Origin of the sequence: Shewanella corallii, assembly GCF_023349125.1 — a bacterium.
Classification (GTDB): Bacteria; Pseudomonadota; Gammaproteobacteria; order Enterobacterales; family Shewanellaceae; genus Shewanella; species Shewanella corallii.
In genome coordinates this window covers 468891-488871 of record NZ_JAKIKT010000003.1, presented here as the reverse complement: position 1 = coordinate 488871, position 19981 = coordinate 468891, and the positions used below count along the sequence as shown (strand labels likewise).

Genomic DNA, 19981 nt, shown 5'->3' with positions numbered 1-19981 from the left:
GTCATAAAAAAGGCGCCATTTGGCGCCTTTTTTAGATTTGATGGAGCTTATTTCTGGAAGCGATACACGCTGCCCAGTTTCATAATCTGAGTTAGCTCATCCAGCGCGGTGCGGGATTCAATCAGTAGTTGAGGATCTGCAAGGTCAGCGTTGGATAGCTCGTCACGATAGTGTTTTTCGACCCAGGCATTCAGAGAGGTGAACAGCTCGTCTGTGAGCAGTGCTCCCTGATTAACGGCGGCCAGTTCCTGCTCATTCATCGCAACCCGCAGGCGAAGACAGGCAGGGCCTCCGCCATTTTGCATACTCTGCTTCACATCAAAGTACTTAACTTCTTTAATCGGAGTACCCAGTGTCACCAGTTCCTGTAGATAAGCATGTACCGCAGGATTCTCCTGACAGTCGGTAGGCGCAACAATGGCCATCTCTCCACTGGGAAGTGTGATGATCTGAGTATTGAACAGGTAGCTTTTCACTGCGTCCAGAATACCGACCTGGGCGGTAGGTACTTTTACGAAGTGAATATCACCATCCAGTTTGCGGCGAATTTCATCGAAAGCGCTTTCTGTATTGAGGAATGCCTGCTCATGATAAAAGAGCACATTCTGGTTACCCACTGAGATGACATCGTTATGGAACACACCCTGATCAATGACATCAGGGTTTTGTTGCATAAATACTGTGGTGCTCTCATCCAGACCATGCAGGCGGGCAACTGCCTGTGAGGCTTCCAGGGTTTGTCTGGCGGGGAAGCGTTTTGGTTTTATGGCATCCGGGTTTGTTGCATGTTGTCCGTAAACGAACAGTTCCAGTCCTTTATCACCATAGGCCTGGCACAGGCGGGTATGATTTGCTGCACCTTCGTCACCAAAGCTGGCGTGCTCTGGCAAATGTTGGTGATGACTGAAGTACTGCTCATTGTTAAATATCGCTTTAAGAATATTTCCGGTGGTTTCCGGCTCAATGCTGCGGTGCAGTTTGTCCACCAGATTAGCTGGTGTGAAGTGTAGTTTGCCATCAGCTGTGTCTGCGCTGGGAGAGATTGTGGCGGCGTTGGCTGTCCACATGCTTGATGCACTGCAACAGGCATTGAGCAGGGCAGGAGCTTGCTTATAGGCCTGTTCCAGCACCTGCGCGTCACTGCCACAGAATCCGATACGTCGTAGTGTATAGATATCAGGGCGCTCTTGAGGTGCCAACATCCCCTGCACCATACCCAAATCAGCCAGAGCCTTGGCTTTTTTCAATCCTTGTTTGGCGGCTGCTTTAGGGTTTGATTTTTGTGCCGCATTATTTAAAGAAGCGACATTGCCGAAAGACAGTCCTGCATAATTGTGGGTAGGTCCAACAAGCCCGTCGAAGTTTGCTTCAAATTGCTTCATTGTCTTTCCTTGTAGGGTTAAGTTTTATTGTTTTAAGGGGACTGCCCCTGGCTGCAATAGCGCTAAAATTCCTGTTATGACGCTATTCACGGGGCGAAATATTGGCCTCAGTATACTGGAGCCAATAGGCTTAACAAGTCAGTGGATGGACAGAGAACTTGCATCTACACAGTGATTTGCATAAGTATGGGGGTATCTGTGGTAAAACATGAAAGAATAGTTTTTAATTACGCAATATTATTTTTTACATTTTTTTCATGCTTGATTAAAAAGTGAGTCGCTGGCGCATTTAAAGAGGCCTCAGACTTGAAACTCGTCTGACAACCCTCTATATATGGAGCCATTTTCCACCTTCCTGAGACTTTTTGGCGCAAATCACACTATGGGTAAATCGCTAGTTATCGTCGAATCGCCGGCCAAAGCCAAGACGATTAATAAGTATCTTGGTAAAGATTTCATTGTTAAATCCAGTGTGGGCCACATACGTGACCTGCCAACTTCTTCCTCCTCTGAAGGAAAGACCGCGTCCAAATCTCCAGCTGAAGTTCGCAAGATGTCTGCCGAAGAGAAGGCCATCTACAAGAAACAGAAAGAGAAACAATCCCTGGTGGCCCGTATGGGGGTCGACCCGGAACATGGCTGGCAAGCCAACTATCAGGTCCTGCCAGGCAAGGAAAAGGTGGTTAAAGAACTGCAAACTCTGGCTAACTCCGCTGACCAGATCTATCTGGCAACGGATTTGGACCGTGAAGGGGAAGCTATTGCCTGGCACCTGCAAGAGGTGATCGGCGGCGAACCTTCACGGTATAAGCGAGTTGTGTTCAACGAAATTACCAAAACAGCAATTCAAGAGGCGTTCAGCCATCCTTCTGAGCTGAACACCAATATGGTTAACGCTCAGCAAGCCCGTCGATTCCTAGACCGGGTTGTTGGCTTTATGGTGTCACCACTGCTGTGGAAGAAAGTGGCCCGAGGTTTGTCTGCCGGTCGCGTTCAGTCTGTGGCTGTGCGTTTGGTGGTTGAGCGCGAAGGGGAAATTAAAGCTTTTGTTCCAGAAGAGTTCTGGGATGTTCATGCCGACTTGCTGACCCAAGGCCAGGCTAACCTGCGAATGGAAGTGGTCAAGTATCTGGGCAAAGCCTTTGAGCCCAGGAACAAGGCTGAAGCTGAATCCGCGGTTGCTGTGCTCAATAACGCTCAATACAAGATTGTTGAGCGTGAAGACAAAGCGACCTCCAGCAAGCCATCTGCACCATTTATTACGTCAACCCTGCAACAGGCGGCCAGTACCCGTTTGGGCTTTGGGGTGAAGAAGACCATGATGTTGGCCCAGCGTCTCTACGAAGCCGGTCACATCACTTATATGCGTACCGACTCTACCAATCTGAGTAAAGAAGCTGTCGACAGCGTTCGTGAATTGATTGGTAAAGATTTTGGTGACGCATATCTGCCTGATTCGCCAATTCGTTATGGCAGCAAAGAGGGCGCTCAGGAGGCACACGAAGCGATTCGTCCTTCCAATGTGAAGTTGGAAGCCGCCTTTATGAACGACATGGAGCGCGACGCTCAGCGCCTGTATGAGCTTATCTGGCGTCAGTTTGTGGCCTGTCAGATGACGCCAGCCCGTTATGACGCGACTCGTCTGACTGTGGCTGCCGGTGATTACACCTTGCGTGCCAACGGTCGTACGCTGCGTTTTGACGGTTGGACCCGGGTTCAGCCAGCACTGAAAAAGAAAAACGAAGAGGACAACACCTTGCCGGTGGTTGAAGTCGGCGAAGGTTTGTCTCTGCAGGGACTGGATCCCAAGCAGCACTTTACCAAACCGCCTGCGCGTTTCAGTGAAGCCTCTTTGGTTAAAGAGCTGGAGAAACGTGGTATTGGTCGTCCATCCACCTATGCAACCATCATCTCTACCATTCAGGACAGAGGTTACGTCAAGGTAGAGAACCGTCGCTTCTATGCCGAGAAGATGGGTGAGATTGTCAGTGAGCGTCTGGAGCAATCCTTCAAAGAGCTGATGAGTTACGATTTCACCGCGGGTATGGAGCAGACACTGGATGATGTCGCCAAGGGCGGCAAACAGTGGAAGCAAGTGCTTGATGGTTTCTATCAGGACTTCGTCGGCCAGTTGGAAAAGGCTGAGCAGGAGCCTGAAGAGGGCGGAATGAAGCCTAACCAGATGGTACTGACAGATATCAGCTGTCCTACCTGTGGCCGTCCAATGGGTATTCGAACCGGTACCACAGGGGTATTCCTGGGTTGTAGCGGCTATGCTCTGCCACCAAAAGAGCGCTGTAAGACCACAATGAACCTGACGCCTGGCGAAGAGGCTGTGAGTCAGCTCAGCGAAGATGCTGAAACCGAAGCGCTGCGTGCCAAACATCGTTGTGGTATTTGTGGTACTGCCATGGACTCTTATCTGATCGACGAGTCCCGTAAGCTGCATGTCTGTGGTAACAACCCAAGTTGTTCCGGCTATGAAGTGGAATCGGGTCAGTTCAAGATCAAGGGCTATGAAGGGCCGGTTATTGAGTGTGATCGCTGTAGCTCAGATATGGAGCTTAAGAATGGTCGCTTCGGTAAGTACTTTGGCTGTACCAACAGCGAATGTAAGAACACCCGTAAACTGCTGAAAAATGGTGAAGTGGCACCGCCGAAAGAGGATCCTATCCATCTGCCAGAGCTGAAGTGCAGCAAGTCAGACGCTTACTTTGTGCTCAGAGATGGAGCAGCCGGTATCTTCCTGGCGGCCAGCACTTTCCCCAAATCACGGGAGACCCGTGCACCATTGATTGAAGAGCTGGTGACTTACCGCGATCAGTTGTGGCCAAAATATCAGTATCTGGCGGATGCTCCGGTTAAAGACCATGAGGGCAACCCAACGATAGTGAAATTCAGTCGCAAGACCAAAGAGCAGTATGTGGCCAGTGAGGTTAACGGCAAAGCAACTGGTTGGGTGGCGAAATTCGTCGATGGCAAGTGGGTTGAAGAGATCCCTGCCAAGAAAAAGGCGCCTGCCAAGGCGAAAGCCAAGGCCAAGTAAGCCTGATTTCATAAAGTGCTAAAAGAACCCGGCTCAGGCCGGGTTCTTTGTTTTTTGCTTTTGGTTGATACCACAATATAGGGCTGGTGTTGAGCTGTGGCCTGAAGCGAATTCACGACGCTTGTTATAAAAACAGTGATAGGCGGTTGTGGGGCGGAGAAGCATTTCTCCCAAGGCAATGATAGTGAAACAAAAAAGGAGCCCTGAGGCTCCCTTGTGACTTCAAGTGGCTGGTTACCACTTCTTTTTTTGCTGAAACAGCACGTCGAGATCGTCTTCTGACTTCTCTTTGGCCTGTGGCGTCGGATCGTCACGTTTTTGGGCGCCCATCACTTCATCCAGCAGCATTTTGGCTTCGTCGGCTTTCTTACTGATAAATGGGTCATTGGGAGACTGGGCTTTCAGGGCATTGAGAGTGGTCAGTGCCTTGGTTACCATCTGCTTGGCGCTACCATACTGTTTAATACCAACGGCACTGCGGGCACGGTTCAACATGGAATCCACATTAATTCGCAGTTGCAGGTTATCAATACGCTTCTCTTCCTGAGAAAACACATTGGGGTCAACCCGGCCTTTATTGTTTTCTGCCCGTAATATTGCCTTCAACTTCTTCAGCGACTGGACCAGCTGCAGTATCTGTTTGTCATTGTCCGGCAAACGGAAGTTTTCCAGCGGTGGGGCCGCAGCAGCGTTTTTGGCGAGGTTTTCGATTTGAGCTGCCAGATCTTTTTGGCGGCGCTCATACTCCCCTTTTTGCTTGTCATTAGCACTGGCCACGGCGGCGACAAGAGCATCATTCATACGCCGGTATAGCACCAGAATTATCTGGTTGGAGCATGGCAGCATAGCAGAGTTGGACAGTATAGTTTCTGTCTCTTCGAGAACAGCTCTTTGACGGATCAACTCGTTACGGCGATCTGTCTCCAAGCGATCCTTTTGCTGCTGAATAATGTTTATCCCAATGACCAGCAGGAGTAGCGCACCTATGAGTGCGAGAACCAAGTAAAAAATCATAGGTTATCCAGAGTTTGCGTAATTGTGCCAATGCTACAATAAATCAATAATCTAGCATAGTTATCTTAGTCTAAGCCTGCCAACTTGTCCCATTTGTATGCAGCTCTTGTTTCTTTATTCCAGTTTGATTTAATATTTCACGTGTACTATAACCAGTAATTATAGATACCCATCCCAATTTCACCTGTAAGGCAGGATGTTTATACAGGCCGGAGCTCAAAGGAAAGACTATGAAGCTGCAACAACTCAGGTATATTGCTGAGGTCGTGAATCACAACCTCAATGTCTCGGCTACAGCGGAGAACCTTTACACTTCACAGCCGGGGATCAGTAAACAGGTACGCATGCTGGAAGATGAGTTGGGTATTCAGATTTTTGGTCGCAGTGGTAAGCATTTAACTCATGTGACTCCTGCAGGAGAGCAGGTTATTGCCATCGCTAATGATATCCTTGGCAAGGTAGACAGCATCAAGCGCGTGGCGGAAGAGTACACCCGCCCGGATCAGGGTGAGCTGAATATTGCGACCACAGATACCCAGGCGAGATACGCATTGCCACCTATTATCCGCCAATTTATTGAGCGCTACCCCAAGGTCAATCTGCACATGCATCAGGGAACCCCATCCCAGATCAGTGAGCTGGCGGCGCGCGGTGATGCTGATTTTGCGATTGCGACTGAGGCGATGCACCTATACAGCGACCTGATTATGTTGCCCTGTTATCACTGGAATCGCAGCATAGTGGTGCCTAAAGATCATCCGCTGGCGAATGTCAGTCACTTAACCATAGAGGATCTCGCTCGCTTTCCTCTGGTGACTTATGTGTTCGGTTTCGACAAAGCATCAGAGATTGAGCGTGCCTTTAATCGGGCAGGACTCGAGCCCAGAGTGGTGTTCAGTGCAACCAGTGCCGAAGTACTCAAAACTTATGTGCGTTTGGGGCTTGGGGTTGGTGTTATTGCCACAATGGCTATTGATAAACAGCTGGACAGTGACCTGAAAGTGATTGATGCCAGCCACCTGTTTAATTACAGCACCACTAAAATCGGTTTCCGCAAAGGCAGTTTCCTGCGCAGTTATATGTATGACTTTATGGAACGTTTTGCTCCGCATTTGACCCGTGATGTGGTTGAAAAAGCGGTGGCGTTGCGAGATCCCCAGGCGATTGAAAAACTGTTTGCAGACTTTGATTTGCCGGTTCGTTGACGTCGCTTCGTTAAAAAAATCCCGCCGGAGCGGGATTTTTTATTTCTGTCTGACGGGGAATCAGCATTCCACGATATTTACGGCCAGACCGCCTTTCGCCGTTTCTTTGTACTTGGATCGCATATCTTTGCCTGTGTCCATCATGGTCTTGATCACCTTGTCGAGTGATACCTTGTGGTGACCATCGCCTCTGAGGGCCATACGTGAAGCATTAATGGCTTTAACTGCGCCCATGGCATTACGTTCGATACAAGGGACCTGCACCAGGCCGCCAACCGGATCACAGGTGAGCCCAAGGTTGTGCTCCATCCCTATCTCTGCCGCATTCTCCACCTGTACAACTGTGCCACCCATAATCTCAGTGAGACCGGCTGCAGCCATAGAGCAGGCCACACCGACTTCACCTTGACAGCCCACTTCAGCACCCGAAATTGAGGCGTTTTTCTTGTACAGAATGCCGATAGCGGCCGCTGTCAGTAAAAATCGTGCACAGATATCTTCATCCACTGGCTGTACAAAGGTGTGGTAGTAGCAAAGTACGGCAGGAATAATACCGGCGGCACCATTGGTCGGTGCAGTAACAACCCGATCACCGGCGGCGTTCTGTTCATTGACTGACAGGGCGAACAGGTCAACCCAATCCATCGCATTGAGTGGATCTACGTTATTTTTACCTTCTGCCTTCAATCTGCGGTACAGTCCGGGCGCGCGGCGTCTGAGTTTGAGGCCTCCAGGCAACAATCCCTCTCTGAGGTAACCCCGCTCAATGCAGGACTTCATGGTTTCCCAAATACGCCAAAGCCCGGCGTTAATCTCCTCATTAGAGGCAACTGCACGCTCGTTGGCCATCATCAAAGATGAAATGCTCAGGCCATTTTCATTGCAGAGATTGAGCAGTTGCGCCGCGGAGTCAAAATCATAGGGGGCGGCTGTGATGGGAGTAGCGGGAGAGGCATCTTTGGCCTGAATCTCATCTTCATCCAGCACAAAACCGCCGCCAACTGAGTAGTAGGTACGCTCATATAATAACTCGCCGTCCTTGTAGGCGTAGAGTGTCATGGCATTGGCGTGAGCGGGCAGAGACTTGCGCCTGTGATAGGTAATGCCGTTTTCCCGGGTAAATTTAACGATATGACCACCGGTCACTACCATCTGCTGCTCTTTTTCGACCCGTAACAATGTGGCATCAACATTATCTGTATCAACGGTTTCTGGGTCTTCACCCATTAAGCCCAGGATCACAGCTTTACCTGTGCCGTGGCCTTTGCCTGTTTGACCCAGAGAGCCAAAGAGTTCTGAACGCAACTCATCGGTTTGGGCAAGTAATCCTTTCTCCTGGAGAATATCGACAAAGACCTTGGCTGCTTTCATGGGGCCGACGGTGTGGGAGCTGGAAGGGCCGATGCCGATCTTGAACATATCAAAAACACTAATCATGAGACTCGCCTTGTTTTGTTGCTTCGGTGAAAGGTCGCTGTATGTCAGATGAATGTTTGGACTAAAGCTGACCTGACTGAACTGTATCACTCGCGCTGCCCGGCGCTTCGGGTTACTCTTGGGCTGAAATGCACCGTGGGACAGGCATTGTGTTATTCAATGTGAACCGTGAGTTGTCAGTATCCCACAAGTTTTACCGTTTTTTAGCATTAGATTTTTTGATGAGCCAAGTCAGATAAGCTTATCCGGGAAAAGCATTTTTTCACTATCGCTTATTTTAATCCCAAGGTTTGTTGATATTGGCCTGTAACAGGGGAATGGATGAGTTACCTGATGATGGATGTTGCCGGCCTGAGCGTCGGTGAAACCGAAGTGCCTCAACTGCAGCATGAGGCGGTTGGCGGCGTGATACTCTTCAGCCGCAATTTTGAAAGCCGGCAACAGTTGTGTGAACTGGTCGCGCAGATCCGTGCGGCGAACAAAGAGTTACTGATCGCTGTGGATCATGAAGGTGGTCGGGTTCAACGTTTCAGAGAGGGTTTTACTGAAATTCCTGCCATGGGCGATATTCTTGCCGCCGCCCGTGGCGATATGGAACTGGCCTGTCAGTGGGCCGGAGACCTGGCATTCGTGATGGCGGTTGAATTGCTGGCCTGTGATATCGACTTGAGCTTCGCGCCCGTGCTGGATCTCAACGGTATCAGTGAAGTGATAGGTAAGCGCAGTTTCAGCTCAAAGCCTGATGAAGTTACACAGCTTGCCAGAGCCTGGATAAAAGGGATGCGCTCTGCGGGTATGGCCAGTGTGGGTAAACACTTCCCCGGTCATGGCAGTGTACAGGCTGACTCCCACGTCGCCATGTCGGTTGATGACAGACCGCTTGCCGATATCCGAGCCAAAGATATGCCGCCATTCGTGACCCTGTGTGGTGAGCAAATGCTGGATGGCATGATGCCCGCCCACGTGGTCTACAGTAAGGTCGATCCCAGCCCTGCCGGTTTCTCCCGTTTTTGGCTACAGGAAATCCTGAGGGCAGAGCTTAACTTTGATGGGGTGATCTTCTCCGATGATTTGGGTATGCATGGGGCTTCATTTGCCGGAGGATTCCGCCAGCGAGCAAAAGCGGCACTGGATGCTGGTTGTGACATGATCCTGCTTTGCAATAACCCTGATGGCGTATCCGAAGTGTTGGAGGATTTTCCCTGGCCTGAACAGGCTTCAATAAGGCCTGCTAATCGTTTGAAAGCCAATGCGATGGATGCAATCAAAGCTCTGGATAATGAAGCCCGCTGGCAGCGGGGAAGGGAGCTTACCAAATTGATTAATGATTTTTCTCGTCAGTAACAGGAGGAAGAATGATCCTTTATCTGCATGGATATGATGCTACCAGTCCCGGGAATCATGACAAAATTCGCCAGCTTACCTTTATTGACGATGACGTCAGGCTGGTCAGTTACAGTACTCAGCACCCAAGACATGATATGCAGCATCTGCTTAATGAGGTGGACAAGCAACTTAAGCTGAGTGACGATCCAAATCCCATTCTGATCGGGGTTGGTTTAGGAGCCTATTGGTGTGAGCGTATCGGTTTTTTGTCAGGACTTCGCAGCGTATTGATTAACCCTAATCTCTGGCCTGAGCAAAATATGCTGGGCAAGATAGACAGGCCTGAAGAGTACGCAGATATTGCCAGTAAATGTGTCAGTCAGTTCAGAGATAAAAACCGTGGCAAAAGTCTGGTGATACTGTCACGCCAGGATGAAGTCTTCGATCAAAAACCGATCTCTGATGCTCTTGGGGAGTTTTACGAGGTTATCTGGGATGAGGAGCAGCTGCATAAGTTTCCCTCTTTGGGTCCCCATCTTATGGCGATAAAAGCCTTCCGGGATTTGACCTGATACTGACCGAAAACGGCCCGAAGAAACAGACAATGCCACTCGCTTATTGCCAGTGGCATTTTTACATTTTATTAACCGGATAAAACCTGTTGATGGCGAGGGAAACGGTTCCTTTTGCCCTGACCACGATATGGTCAATAAACAATCTGACAGGATGATTGTTTATATTGTGAGACAGCCCCACCCATTATTTTCAGCCATTTTAAAGCCATTCCATAAACCACATTAACTGCTTAAAAAATCGTCGCTTGAGCCGGGGAGAGGGCATGTCGGCAGAACCAGTCATGATATTAATTTTAAATTTCTCTGTTCGTTAAATAGCCGGATTGTTTGCTGCAGGCGACAACACTTCCTCAAATTATCAAAGCCTTATGTATTTCAACTTACTGCTGCAAGATCTTTGTGTGGAATATTGTGCTGATAAAGGGTTAATAAAACGTGTAAATACACTAAAAAATGGTTGCGGATTTTTATAATCTCTGTAGAGTGACGACCGTCAGAGCCGTGTTACATCCTGATGCGGATGTTGCCGGTTTTGATGTAGTTTGCGTATGTCGCCCGATAACAGCTAGCAGCAGTTTCGCTAGCTGTTTTTTTTGCCTGTTTCCCAACCTTGGTATATGTTTCCGTTAACACTGTGTTGCAGGAGCCTGCAATGAAAAGGGTTCGGATAAAGGTTATCGGCAAGGTGCAGGGCGTGTGTTTTCGCCGCTATACCCTGGAAAAAGCCAACGAGCTGAGATTGACTGGGTATGTGGGTAACCGGGATGATGGCAGCGTCGAGATTCTGGTGCAGGGAGGCGATGGTGCGGTGGCCCAGCTGATTGATTGGTGCCATCATGGAGCACCGGCAGCAGAAGTCGAGCAGGTTCTGGTTGATGAAGATCAGGACAATGATATCTATCTGGATTTTTCAATCATTGCACTTTAGGTTCCTCTCTTTTGGCTGGTAAACAGGCGTAAAAAAGGGCGGTCACGACCGCCCTGAATGGTGATGGATTACTGCCCAACGTCCCTGGCTTCACTTTCCTGATCAACTTCCCTCTCCGATGGCTGTTCCATTTTACGGATCTGAATCAGCAGCCCCAGTTTCGGGTGATCAAAATAGTGCATTTCATTGCTTCTTACCCGTCGATTCTGCTTCATGTGAATCGCGTAAAGATAGGGAACCTGTTTGGCTTCTTCAGCCGTGTCATCAGCAACGACGCTTTGCTCTGTCAGTTCCGGCTCTGGTGTCGCCAGGGTTTTGTCTCCCTCTTCACGCAGTACCAAATCGGTTTCAATGTAGAGCCAGTGATTCAGATAGATGTTGAGAGTGCCATCCAATTGCCAAACAGGGTCTTCACTATCCTGGGTGAGAAAGTCGTTAAGATAGGTGAAGTGTTGTACCAGATCATTATCAGCTTCAATGACAGACCCGTCGGCGCGATAATTTTTGCCAAAATCTTTGCCTGCATATAGACGGATAGGCTTGGCCTGGCGGCGGGGTTTCATATTTTCCTGCCAGGTCATATGCAACAGACCCGTCACGCCAGGCTCCCGGGATAATTTGCTGATCAGCTCCTGAAACTGGCTTTGACTGTCTGCCAACAGCACTGCTGCTTCATCTGCGCTGGCATAGGTCTCTTGTGCCGCCCCTATGGTCACAGGAACTTGTTCCGGGTGGGTTCGGCTGGTTTGCAACATCTGCTGATTACACCAATCAGGCCTGGTGGCCCAGTCGGCGGCCGTACAGCCGTTCAGCGCTGAATTCAACCCTGACACATCGGTAGATACCACAGGAGTTATCAGGTCTATCGCTTTGCGGGTGTCAGCGGGCACAGCCTGTTCCGGCCATTGTTCACTGTCCGCAGCCTGGCGACTGAACACATAGACTTCAACTTCAAACCAGTTCTCTTCACTGGCTGAGACATTCTGGCTTAAACCCAGAGTGGCAAGCAGCAGGGAAACCCCAATTAAACGAAACACGTTTACTCTCCAAGACGATTTTGTGACAGCTGGTCCAGTATGGTCTTGACCAATTCCAGCCTGTCTTTCGGCGTTTCAGCCGAGATTAGGAACTTTAACTTATTAGGCCCATCCATACGATAGATTTGTGGCTGACTTTGCAATAAACCAATGATAAATCCCGGATCTATGCAGTGATTGTCAGCGAATTCCATGCTGCCGCCTTTGGCATGCATCTCAATTTTGCTGATACCCAGCTCAGTGGCTTTGTGCTTGAACAAAGTCAGCGTCAGCAGGTTTTTGGCGGCATCGGGCAGCATACCGAAACGGTCAATAAGCTCGACCCTGAGTTCATCCAGGGCTGAATCTGTCTCGCAGCTGGCGATGCGCTTATACAGCGACAGACGCATATTTACGTCGCCCACATAGTCTTCCGGCAGCAGGGCTGGGATTCGAAGGTCGATTTCACACTGTTGTTTCAACATCTGCTGCAGTGATGGCTCTTTACCTTCTTTCAGAGCTTTAACCGCTCCTTCCAGCATCTCCATATACAGGCTGAAGCCGATTTTTGAGATATGACCACTTTGCTCATCCCCCAGCAGTTCGCCGGCTCCCCGGATCTCCAAATCCTGAGTGGCCAGCATGAACCCTGCACCAAGGTCTTCCAGTGCTTCCAGAGCCTCAAGACGTTTGCGGGCGTCACTGGTCATGCGCTTGGGATGAGGCGTCATAAGATAAGCATAGGCCTGGTGATGCGAGCGCCCAACCCGACCACGTAACTGGTGCAGTTGAGCCAGTCCAAAGTGATCGGCTCTGTCGATAATTATGGTGTTGGCGCTGGGAACATCGATACCGGTTTCAATAATGGTGGTGCAAACCAGCACATTGAACCTCTGGTGATAAAAGTCCGACATGACCTGTTCCAGTTCCCGCTCACGCATTTGACCATGGGCGGTAACGACACGGGCTTCCGGAACCAGTTCGCGAATATCTGCCGCACACTTCTCTATGGTTTCTAACGCATTATGGAGGAAATAGACCTGACCACCACGAAGGATTTCACGCATGATGGCTTCGCGAACAGTGGCTTTGTCATACTCGCGCACAAAGGTTTTCACTGCCAGTCGCTTGGCTGGAGGTGTGGCGATAATGGACAGATCCCGCATACCTGACATCGCCATATTCAGTGTCCGCGGGATAGGAGTTGCGGTCAGCGTCAGGATATCTACGTTGGCTCTGAGCGCTTTGATTTTCTCTTTCTGACGAACGCCGAATCTGTGCTCCTCATCGATCACAAGTAATCCAAGGTTTTCAAACTGAGCGCCGGACTGCAGTAATTTGTGAGTCCCGATCACAATATCCACTTTGCCTGCAGCCAGATTGTCCAGCACCTGGTTTTGCTCTTTGGTGGTGCGGAATCGGCTCATGACTTCAATGCTCACCGGCCAATCGGCGAATCTGTCCTTGAAGTTTTCATAATGCTGCTGGGCCAACAGTGTGGTGGGAACTAATACCACAACTTGTTTGCCATCGTTGACCGCAACGAAAGCGGCACGCATAGCGACTTCTGTCTTACCAAAGCCCACATCACCACACACTAAACGATCCATGGCGATAGGGGAGCGCATATCTGCCAGTACGGCGTGAATGGCGGTTTCCTGGTCCACGGTTTCTTCAAATGGGAAGCCCTGGGAGAAGAGTGCATACTCCTCTTCATCCAATTGACAGGCATCACCGGGGCGGGCCTGCCGACGGGCATAGACATCCAGCAACTCAGCGGCAACGTCACGGATCTTCTCAATGGCTTTACGCTTGGCTTTGGCCCAGGTTTCGTTACCCAGTTTATTGAGGTGCAAAGACTCCTCTGTCCCTGCGCTGTAGCGGCTGATCAGATGCAAAGAGGAGACAGGCACATAGAGTTTGTCTCCGCCGGCATATTCCAGCTTGAGGTACTCAGCTACCAGGCCTCCGGTATCCAGAGTTTCCAGCCCCTGATACAGGGCCACACCATGTTCCAGATGGACAATGGGCTGACCCACTTTCAGCTCTGCCAGATTCTTAATCAACAGGTCGCTGCTGATCTGACGTTCTTTGTCCCGGCGGCGTTGCTGAGCAATGCGCTGACCAAAGAGTTCAGTCTCACAAATAATGGCAACTTTGCTGTCGGACAGCAGGCACCCCTGAGACAAGGGAGAGACTATCAGACCAAGGGGGTCATCACTGTCGATAAAGTCGTTGAGGTGGTCGAGCACCCTGGGGCGAATATCAATCTTGGCCAGCAGTTCAAGCAGTGCTTCACGACGCCCCTCAGATTCCGCACAAAAGAGCAGGCGAACTTTGGGGTGGTCTGTATGGTACTGAGCGAGCGAGATTAACGGTTGTCTTAGCTTATGGTTGGCCGTGATATCCGGCAGGGCTGTTGCCTTGGCAAACTTGTACTTATACTTTTCATCACTGGCATCACGGGTGACCACAAACCGGGGCAAAGGTTTGAATGCGCCAAACAGTTGCTCAGTCAGCAGGTAAAGCTCTTTAGGCTCAAGTAATGGGCGCAAAGGGTCGATACGTCTGTCTTCGTATCTTTGTTCCACTTCTGTCAGATGGTTTCTGGCGGCCGCTTCAATATCGCCACAGGTGACAATTTGAGTATCCGGCGGCAAGTAATCGAACAGGGTGGCAGTGGTGTCGAAAAACAGTGGCAGATAATTTTCTATGCCTGCAGGCATCAACTTACGGCTGACCTGCTGGTAGATGGATTCCGGTTCTTTGGAGATGGTTTCAAAGCGGCGGCGATAACGCTGACGGAAGCCCTCAATAGCCTGATTATCGGTCGGGAACTCCCTTGCAGGCAGCATCCTCAGTTGTGGCATCTCAATGCTGGAGCGCTGGGTCTCAGGGTCAAAGAAACGCAATGACTCAATTTCGTCATCGAATAACTCAATTCGAACAGGTTTGTTGCTGCCACTGGGGAAGATATCCAGAATCGAGCCGCGAATCGCAAATTCACCGTGCTCGTAGACCTGGTCAACCAGGTGGTAACCTGTATCCGTCAGGGTTTGCCGCATGGTTTGCAGGTCGTACTTATCACCTTTTTTCAGTACCAGCACATTGCCAGCCATAAAAGACTGGGGGGGCAGACGAACCATCAGGGTTGAAATTGGCACGATTAGCACAGAGTGGCTTTCACCCCCTAACCTGGACAGGGTTTCCAGTCTGGCGGAGATCAGGTCCTGATGCGGGGAAAAATTGTCGTAGGGCAGGGTTTCTCTGTCCGGAAACAGTCTTACCGGCAGCTCAGCTCCTTGAAGCAGATAACTGAGCTCTGCCTCCAGCGCCAGCGCACTTGGAGTATCGTGGGTGACAATCAGGGTAGTGCCCGGGTGTTGACGGCCGATACTGGCCAGCGTCATGGCTTTGGCCACACTGGTAGGGGCGCTTAGAGCTTGAATTCTTGCGTTTTTAAGTTGGCCGGGTGGCGTAAGGACGGAAAACTCAGTCATTGAAATGCTTTACTGTTGTTATCGCGGCAAGTTGCCGACATTGTAGAGTTTTGGCGTGACCTGTGCCAGTTTTTAGGGGCCTTCGGGCAGAGATTGCCCGCCGTTTATTGGGTTGTTAGGGATGAGAAGGGAAAATTATGTTCGTAAGAGAAGTGGACGAGTCTTTGATGCTGGCGCTGGTAGAGCCGGGGTTTGCTGCTCGCTATCTGGAAATAGTGGACGCTGAAAGAGAATACCTGGGACGCTGGCTGGCATGGCCCCATAACGCTCATAACCGTGAGTTCTTTATGAGCTTTATTACCAATGCGCTGCAGGGGTATTCAGCTGGCCAGTCACTGACCTGCGGCATTTTGTACCAGGGGGAGTTAGTGGGGAATGTCAGTTTAAACAAAATTGACAGACAGTTGAGCAAAACGGATATAGGTTATTGGCTTAGCGCGCAATGCCAGGGCCAGGGTCTGGTCACCCGCGCCGTATCTGAGTTGTTGCATATTGCCTTTGACGAGCTCAAGTTAGAAAAGGTGGAAATTGCTGCCGCAGTGGAGAATCTTGCCAGCCGGAAGGTGGCACAGAGATTGGGTTTTACTCTGGAGGGGGTTATCCGCAGGGCTGAAAATATTAACGGCAGGGTGGTGGACCATGCCGTTTATGGTTTGCTGGCCGGAGAGTGGCGCAGCTCATCAGTCTAGCTGCCCGCCTGAGCCTGTTTTCTGGCTCTGAGTTGTTTCTGCTGGACTCTCAGGCTCGCCTGTACCAATTGCTCGATATCTGACTCCAGAATGGCACTGTATTCAAGCTGGCCTCGGTGAACGCCATCTTCGCTGCTGGTTGCTATGACTGTCGCGATACACAGGATGTTGATTAGCTCTTCGCGGATATAGAGTGTGGTTTTAAACTGCTGGCCGACAGTCAAAGGTGTTGCCGATGAGATGGTAAACCCGCTGCCACCGAAGCTCAGCCCCGGGTGCTTTTGTCCATGCTGAGTCTCTTTTTCCAGTACGTATTGCAGAACCAGATCCACTTTACGGGACTGTAGTTTAAGAAAATCCACGACAGCTTTGGCTTCATTATCCAGATTCCGCAATTGCAGCAGGCAGGCGTTTTCCAACTCTTTAACTTCAGTGATCAGTTTCAAACCCACTGACTGCATCTCTTTCAGAGCGGTTTCGTCCGGCAGCGACTCCTGCTGCCAGGGTTCCAGGTAGGCCGTGAATTCGTGAGGCACGTTAAAGTATGAATTGTCTGAGGATATCAAGGCTTGCCTCTTTATTTATGCCGGTATTCCACCTATTATCGTGCCCATTCCTTTGATTTAGCAAGTTTAGCCGCCAGGGGCCAATGAACTTCTCCACACCATTTTTTATCGGTTATCGCTACTGGCGCGCCCGCAAGGCCAATGCCTTTGCCTCTTTTATTACCTTTTTTGCCGTCAGTGGCATCTTTCTGGGTGTAGCTGCCCTGATTATTGTATCCAGTGTCATGAACGGTCTGGAGGGACAGCTGAAGCAACGGATCCTTGGGGCTGTGCCTCAGTTGACTGTCTCTGCTGCTGAAGGTTTCACCCAGCCGGAATCATTGCGCAAAGCCTTGTCAGAGATACAGGGCGTCAAGGCTGTGGTTGACAGCGCATCAACCCAGGCCATGTTGCAGTCACCATCCAATATCGCGGCCGTGCAACTGTATGGCGTCTATCCGGAACAGATACGCACTGTCTCAGATGTTGCCCGTCATACCTATGCAGGTTCATTCTCCAGCCTTGAGGCGGGGGAGTATCACGTCATCCTCGGCAGCCAACTGGCTCAAACTCTGGGAGTGGTCCCGGGGGATAAGGTGCGCATTCTCAGTGGCGAGGGCGTGGTTTATTCGCCGTTGGGGCCGGTGCCCAGTCAAAGAAAATTCACCGTCAGTGGCCTGTTTGAGATGGGCTCTCAGGTGGATGCTTCCGTGGCTTATGTTCAATATCAGGATGCGCGACGACTCATGCGCAAGTCTGCGGATGGTGTCGATAAGTTAAGGCTGTACCTGGTCGATCCTTTCAATGCGCCCGCGCTGGCAGCTGAAGTCAGGGCGGTAGCGGACAAGTTGGGCATTAAAGTGCAGGTCAGTGACTGGCGACAGGACTATGGTCATCTGTTCAGTGCGGTGAAGATGGAAAAGAACATGATGTCCCTGATGCTGAGTCTGATCATTGCCGTGGCCGCCTTTAATATCGTTTCCGCACTGGTGATGATGGTGGTGGACAAGACCTCTGATGTCGCTGTACTGAAGACCCAGGGCATGACCCATGGCCAGGTGATGGCGATCTTTATGTTTCAGGGGAGCCTGAACGCCCTGATTGGCCTGATACTGGGTCTTGGGGCCGGGGTACTGGTGACCCTGAATATCAATACTGTGCTCAGCTCCCTGGGGATAGCGATTCTTGGGGCCGGTACCATGTTGCCCGCTCAGTTGAGTGTTCCCCAATTGGTTTGGATTGCCGTGGGCACCCTGGTAGTCAGCCTGCTGGCGACACTTTATCCGGCATTACGAGCCGCCAGAGTACAGCCGGCCGGAGCCCTGAGGTATGAATAGAGAAGAGAAAATGCAGGAAGTTGTGCTGCGCTGCAGCAATATAACCAAAACCTATCGTGATGGTGCGGCAGAAACTCCCGTGCTTAAAGGTGTCACCCTTGAGGTGCGCCAGGGGGAACAGCTGGCCATTGTCGGCAGTTCAGGTTCAGGCAAAAGTACCCTGCTGCATATTCTCGGTACCCTGGATACCCCCTGTGGTGGTGAGGTTTGGCTGGGTGAAGAGGAGCTGTTCAGCCTGGATGCGGCAAGACAGGCTCAGGTACGTAACCTTGAGCTTGGATTTATTTATCAGTTTCATCATCTGTTGCCTGAATTCTCCGCGTTGGAGAATGTGGCAATGCCAGCGCTGATAGCCGGTACCAGGCGCAAGCAGGCGATGGAAAAGGCTCAGGAGTTGCTTGAGAAAGTCGGGCTTGGACACAGGGGTAAACATGCGCCATCTGAACTTTCAGGTGGTGAACGTCAGCGTGTTGCCATTGCCAGGGCCTTGATCAATCAACCCCGGGTGGTGCTGGCCGATGAGCCAACCGGTAACCTGGACGCCGTCAGTGGTGAAGCGGTTTATCAGCTCATTCGGGATCTGGCATCACAACTGGGGATCGCCTTTGTGGTGGTGACCCATGATAACCAACTGGCTGCCAGAATGGACCGCCGGGTTCGAATGCATGACGGCCTGATCGTGCCTGATGAGGCGAGTGCATGAAATCCTTGATGGGCTTTTGGATTGGTTGGCGTTTTTACCGTGCCCGGCAGGCCAACGGTTTTATCAGTTTTATCTCTTTTGCCTCTACGGCGGGTATTTCTCTGGGCGTAGCGGTTCTGATTATCGTACTTTCCGCCATGAACGGTTTTGAGCGTGAGTTGCAAAATCGCTTTCTCGGCGTGGTTCCCCATGGTGAATTGATTGGCGCGGCTGAACCTGTTCATAACTGGCCTGGCATGCTGCAGTCTGCGCTGGTGATTCCGGGGGTCTCTGGCGCTGCCCCATTTATCCGAATCGAAGGCTTGGTGCAGAAGCCTGGTGGTTTTCAGGGATTGGCGGTGACCGGCATTGATACCAGATTTGAGCCTGAAGTGTCGGTAATCCGCGATTATATGTCTCCCCAAGCCTGGCAATCACTGGAGAGTGATAAGAATCATATTGTGCTTGGTGAAGGGCTGATGCGTAAGCTGGGGTTAAAGATAGGCGACAAGTTGTCCCTTTATGTGCCCAGTGTCAGCAATGGTCAAAGTACCCGGCTGGGGGGCGCTAAAAGCCACAGATTTGTGATCACAGGGACCTTTAAGCTTGGTGGTGAACTCGAACTTGCCAATGCTTATATCCCCATGGCGTATGCTGCAGGTCTGCTGAATATGGGAGATTCGGTGACCGGGTTGCGCATTAAGGTCGACGATGTGTTTATGGCCCCATCGCTGATCCGCGAGCTGGGCTTTAAGCAGGATCAATACCTGTATATGAATGACTGGACCCGGACGCAGGGGCACCTGTATCAGGATATTCAGTTGGTGCGCGTGGTGATGTATCTGGTGCTGGCTCTGGTCATTGCGGTCGCCTGTTTCAATATCGTGTCTACTCTGGTGATGGCTGTCAGAGACAAGGCGTCAGAAATTGCCATCCTGATGACAATGGGTGTGCGCCGGGGCGCCGTGATGACTATTTTTGTGGTTCAGGGGGCGCTTAACGGAATTCTGGGGTGCCTGCTGGGTGGGACAATAGGTACTTTGGTCGCCATCAACCTGAGCAGCATTGCCAAGGGGATTGAATCCCTGTTTTCTGTGCAGTTGCTGGCGGGAGACATCTATTTTATTGATTTCCTGCCATCACAGCTTGAGCTTTCAGATGTGGTGCTGGTGTTGGGAATGGCATTGTTGATGAGCCTGATTGCAACACTTTATCCTGCGTTTAAAGCCAGTAAGATTATGCCGGCAAGGGCCTTGTCCGGTCGGTAAGAATTCAAACAGAAAAAAGCCGGGTTAATCC

15 protein-coding genes are annotated in these 19981 nt (G+C 50.7%); 9 read left to right on the top strand and 6 right to left on the bottom strand.

Going from position 1 to position 19981, the window contains the following annotated elements; translation table 11 throughout:
* Positions 1–47: 47 nt before the first annotated feature.
* On the bottom strand, positions 48–1382 hold the full coding sequence (astB, locus tag L2725_RS11280) for an N-succinylarginine dihydrolase (RefSeq protein WP_249249049.1): 1335 nt from the start codon (positions 1380–1382) through the stop codon (positions 48–50).
* A 382-nt stretch (positions 1383–1764) separates the two neighbouring features.
* Here astB and topA point away from each other — a divergent pair, with 382 nt between their 5' ends.
* Complete coding sequence (gene topA, locus L2725_RS11275) at positions 1765–4428, top strand: type I DNA topoisomerase (RefSeq protein ID WP_249249048.1); 2664 nt, start codon at positions 1765–1767, stop codon at positions 4426–4428.
* Between the two features lie 234 nt (positions 4429–4662).
* Here the strand turns inward: topA and L2725_RS11270 are convergent, their stop codons facing one another.
* Positions 4663–5442 carry a hypothetical protein gene (locus L2725_RS11270; protein WP_249249047.1) on the bottom strand — a complete coding sequence of 260 codons (780 nt, stop codon included), beginning with the start codon at positions 5440–5442 and terminating at the stop codon, positions 4663–4665.
* A gap of 230 nt (positions 5443–5672) precedes the next feature.
* Between L2725_RS11270 and cysB the strand changes: the two genes are divergently transcribed.
* Positions 5673–6647: an HTH-type transcriptional regulator CysB gene (cysB, locus tag L2725_RS11265; RefSeq protein ID WP_115138567.1), complete on the top strand. Its 975-nt coding sequence runs from the start codon at positions 5673–5675 to the stop codon at positions 6645–6647.
* 60 nt (positions 6648–6707) lie between these two features.
* On the opposite strand, the gene L2725_RS11260 is transcribed toward cysB, so the two are convergent.
* Complete coding sequence (locus L2725_RS11260; RefSeq protein WP_249249046.1) at positions 6708–8084, bottom strand: L-serine ammonia-lyase; 1377 nt, start codon at positions 8082–8084, stop codon at positions 6708–6710.
* A gap of 321 nt (positions 8085–8405) precedes the next feature.
* On the opposite strand from L2725_RS11260, the gene nagZ reads away from it, so the two are divergent.
* From nagZ to L2725_RS11245, 3 genes are all read left to right on the top strand, one after another.
* Entirely contained in the window at positions 8406–9428 is a 1023-nt protein-coding gene (gene nagZ, locus L2725_RS11255; RefSeq protein ID WP_249249044.1) for a beta-N-acetylhexosaminidase, read from the top strand.
* Positions 9429–9439: 11 nt separating this feature from the next.
* Positions 9440–9982 (top strand): alpha/beta hydrolase YcfP, encoded by a 543-nt coding sequence (ycfP, locus tag L2725_RS11250; RefSeq protein ID WP_249249043.1) that lies wholly within the window; start codon positions 9440–9442, stop codon positions 9980–9982.
* A gap of 655 nt (positions 9983–10637) precedes the next feature.
* Positions 10638–10913 (top strand): acylphosphatase, encoded by a 276-nt coding sequence (locus L2725_RS11245; RefSeq protein WP_249249042.1) that lies wholly within the window; start codon positions 10638–10640, stop codon positions 10911–10913.
* Positions 10914–10981: 68 nt separating this feature from the next.
* Here L2725_RS11245 and L2725_RS11240 read toward each other — a convergent pair whose 3' ends face one another.
* Both L2725_RS11240 and mfd read right to left on the bottom strand, forming a co-directional pair.
* The gene (locus L2725_RS11240) at positions 10982–11950 is read right to left on the bottom strand and encodes a peptidoglycan binding protein CsiV (protein ID WP_249249041.1); all 969 of its coding nucleotides are present in this window, start codon (positions 11948–11950) and stop codon (positions 10982–10984) included.
* Positions 11951–11952: 2 nt separating this feature from the next.
* Entirely contained in the window at positions 11953–15429 is a 3477-nt protein-coding gene (gene mfd, locus L2725_RS11235) for a transcription-repair coupling factor (protein ID WP_249249040.1), read from the bottom strand.
* 137 nt (positions 15430–15566) lie between these two features.
* On the opposite strand from mfd, the gene L2725_RS11230 reads away from it, so the two are divergent.
* On the top strand, positions 15567–16118 hold the full coding sequence (locus L2725_RS11230) for a GNAT family N-acetyltransferase (RefSeq protein ID WP_249249039.1): 552 nt from the start codon (positions 15567–15569) through the stop codon (positions 16116–16118).
* Here L2725_RS11230 and L2725_RS11225 read toward each other — a convergent pair.
* Complete coding sequence (locus tag L2725_RS11225) at positions 16115–16684, bottom strand: hypothetical protein (protein ID WP_249249038.1); 570 nt, start codon at positions 16682–16684, stop codon at positions 16115–16117. The genes L2725_RS11230 and L2725_RS11225 overlap by 4 nt on opposite strands.
* A gap of 83 nt (positions 16685–16767) precedes the next feature.
* Between L2725_RS11225 and L2725_RS11220 the strand changes: the two genes are divergently transcribed.
* From L2725_RS11220 to lolE, 3 genes are read left to right on the top strand one after another with little or no spacing between them, the layout of a single operon-like run.
* A complete protein-coding gene (locus L2725_RS11220) occupies positions 16768–18000 on the top strand; it encodes a lipoprotein-releasing ABC transporter permease subunit (RefSeq protein ID WP_249249037.1) in 1233 nt (410 codons plus the stop codon).
* Positions 18001–18010: 10 nt separating this feature from the next.
* A complete protein-coding gene (gene lolD / locus L2725_RS11215; RefSeq protein ID WP_249249080.1) occupies positions 18011–18703 on the top strand; it encodes a lipoprotein-releasing ABC transporter ATP-binding protein LolD in 693 nt (230 codons plus the stop codon).
* Positions 18700–19950 carry a lipoprotein-releasing ABC transporter permease subunit LolE gene (lolE, locus tag L2725_RS11210; protein WP_249249036.1) on the top strand — a complete coding sequence of 417 codons (1251 nt, stop codon included), beginning with the start codon at positions 18700–18702 and terminating at the stop codon, positions 19948–19950. The genes lolD and lolE overlap by 4 nt, the downstream gene beginning before the upstream one ends.
* Positions 19951–19981 lie beyond the last annotated feature (31 nt).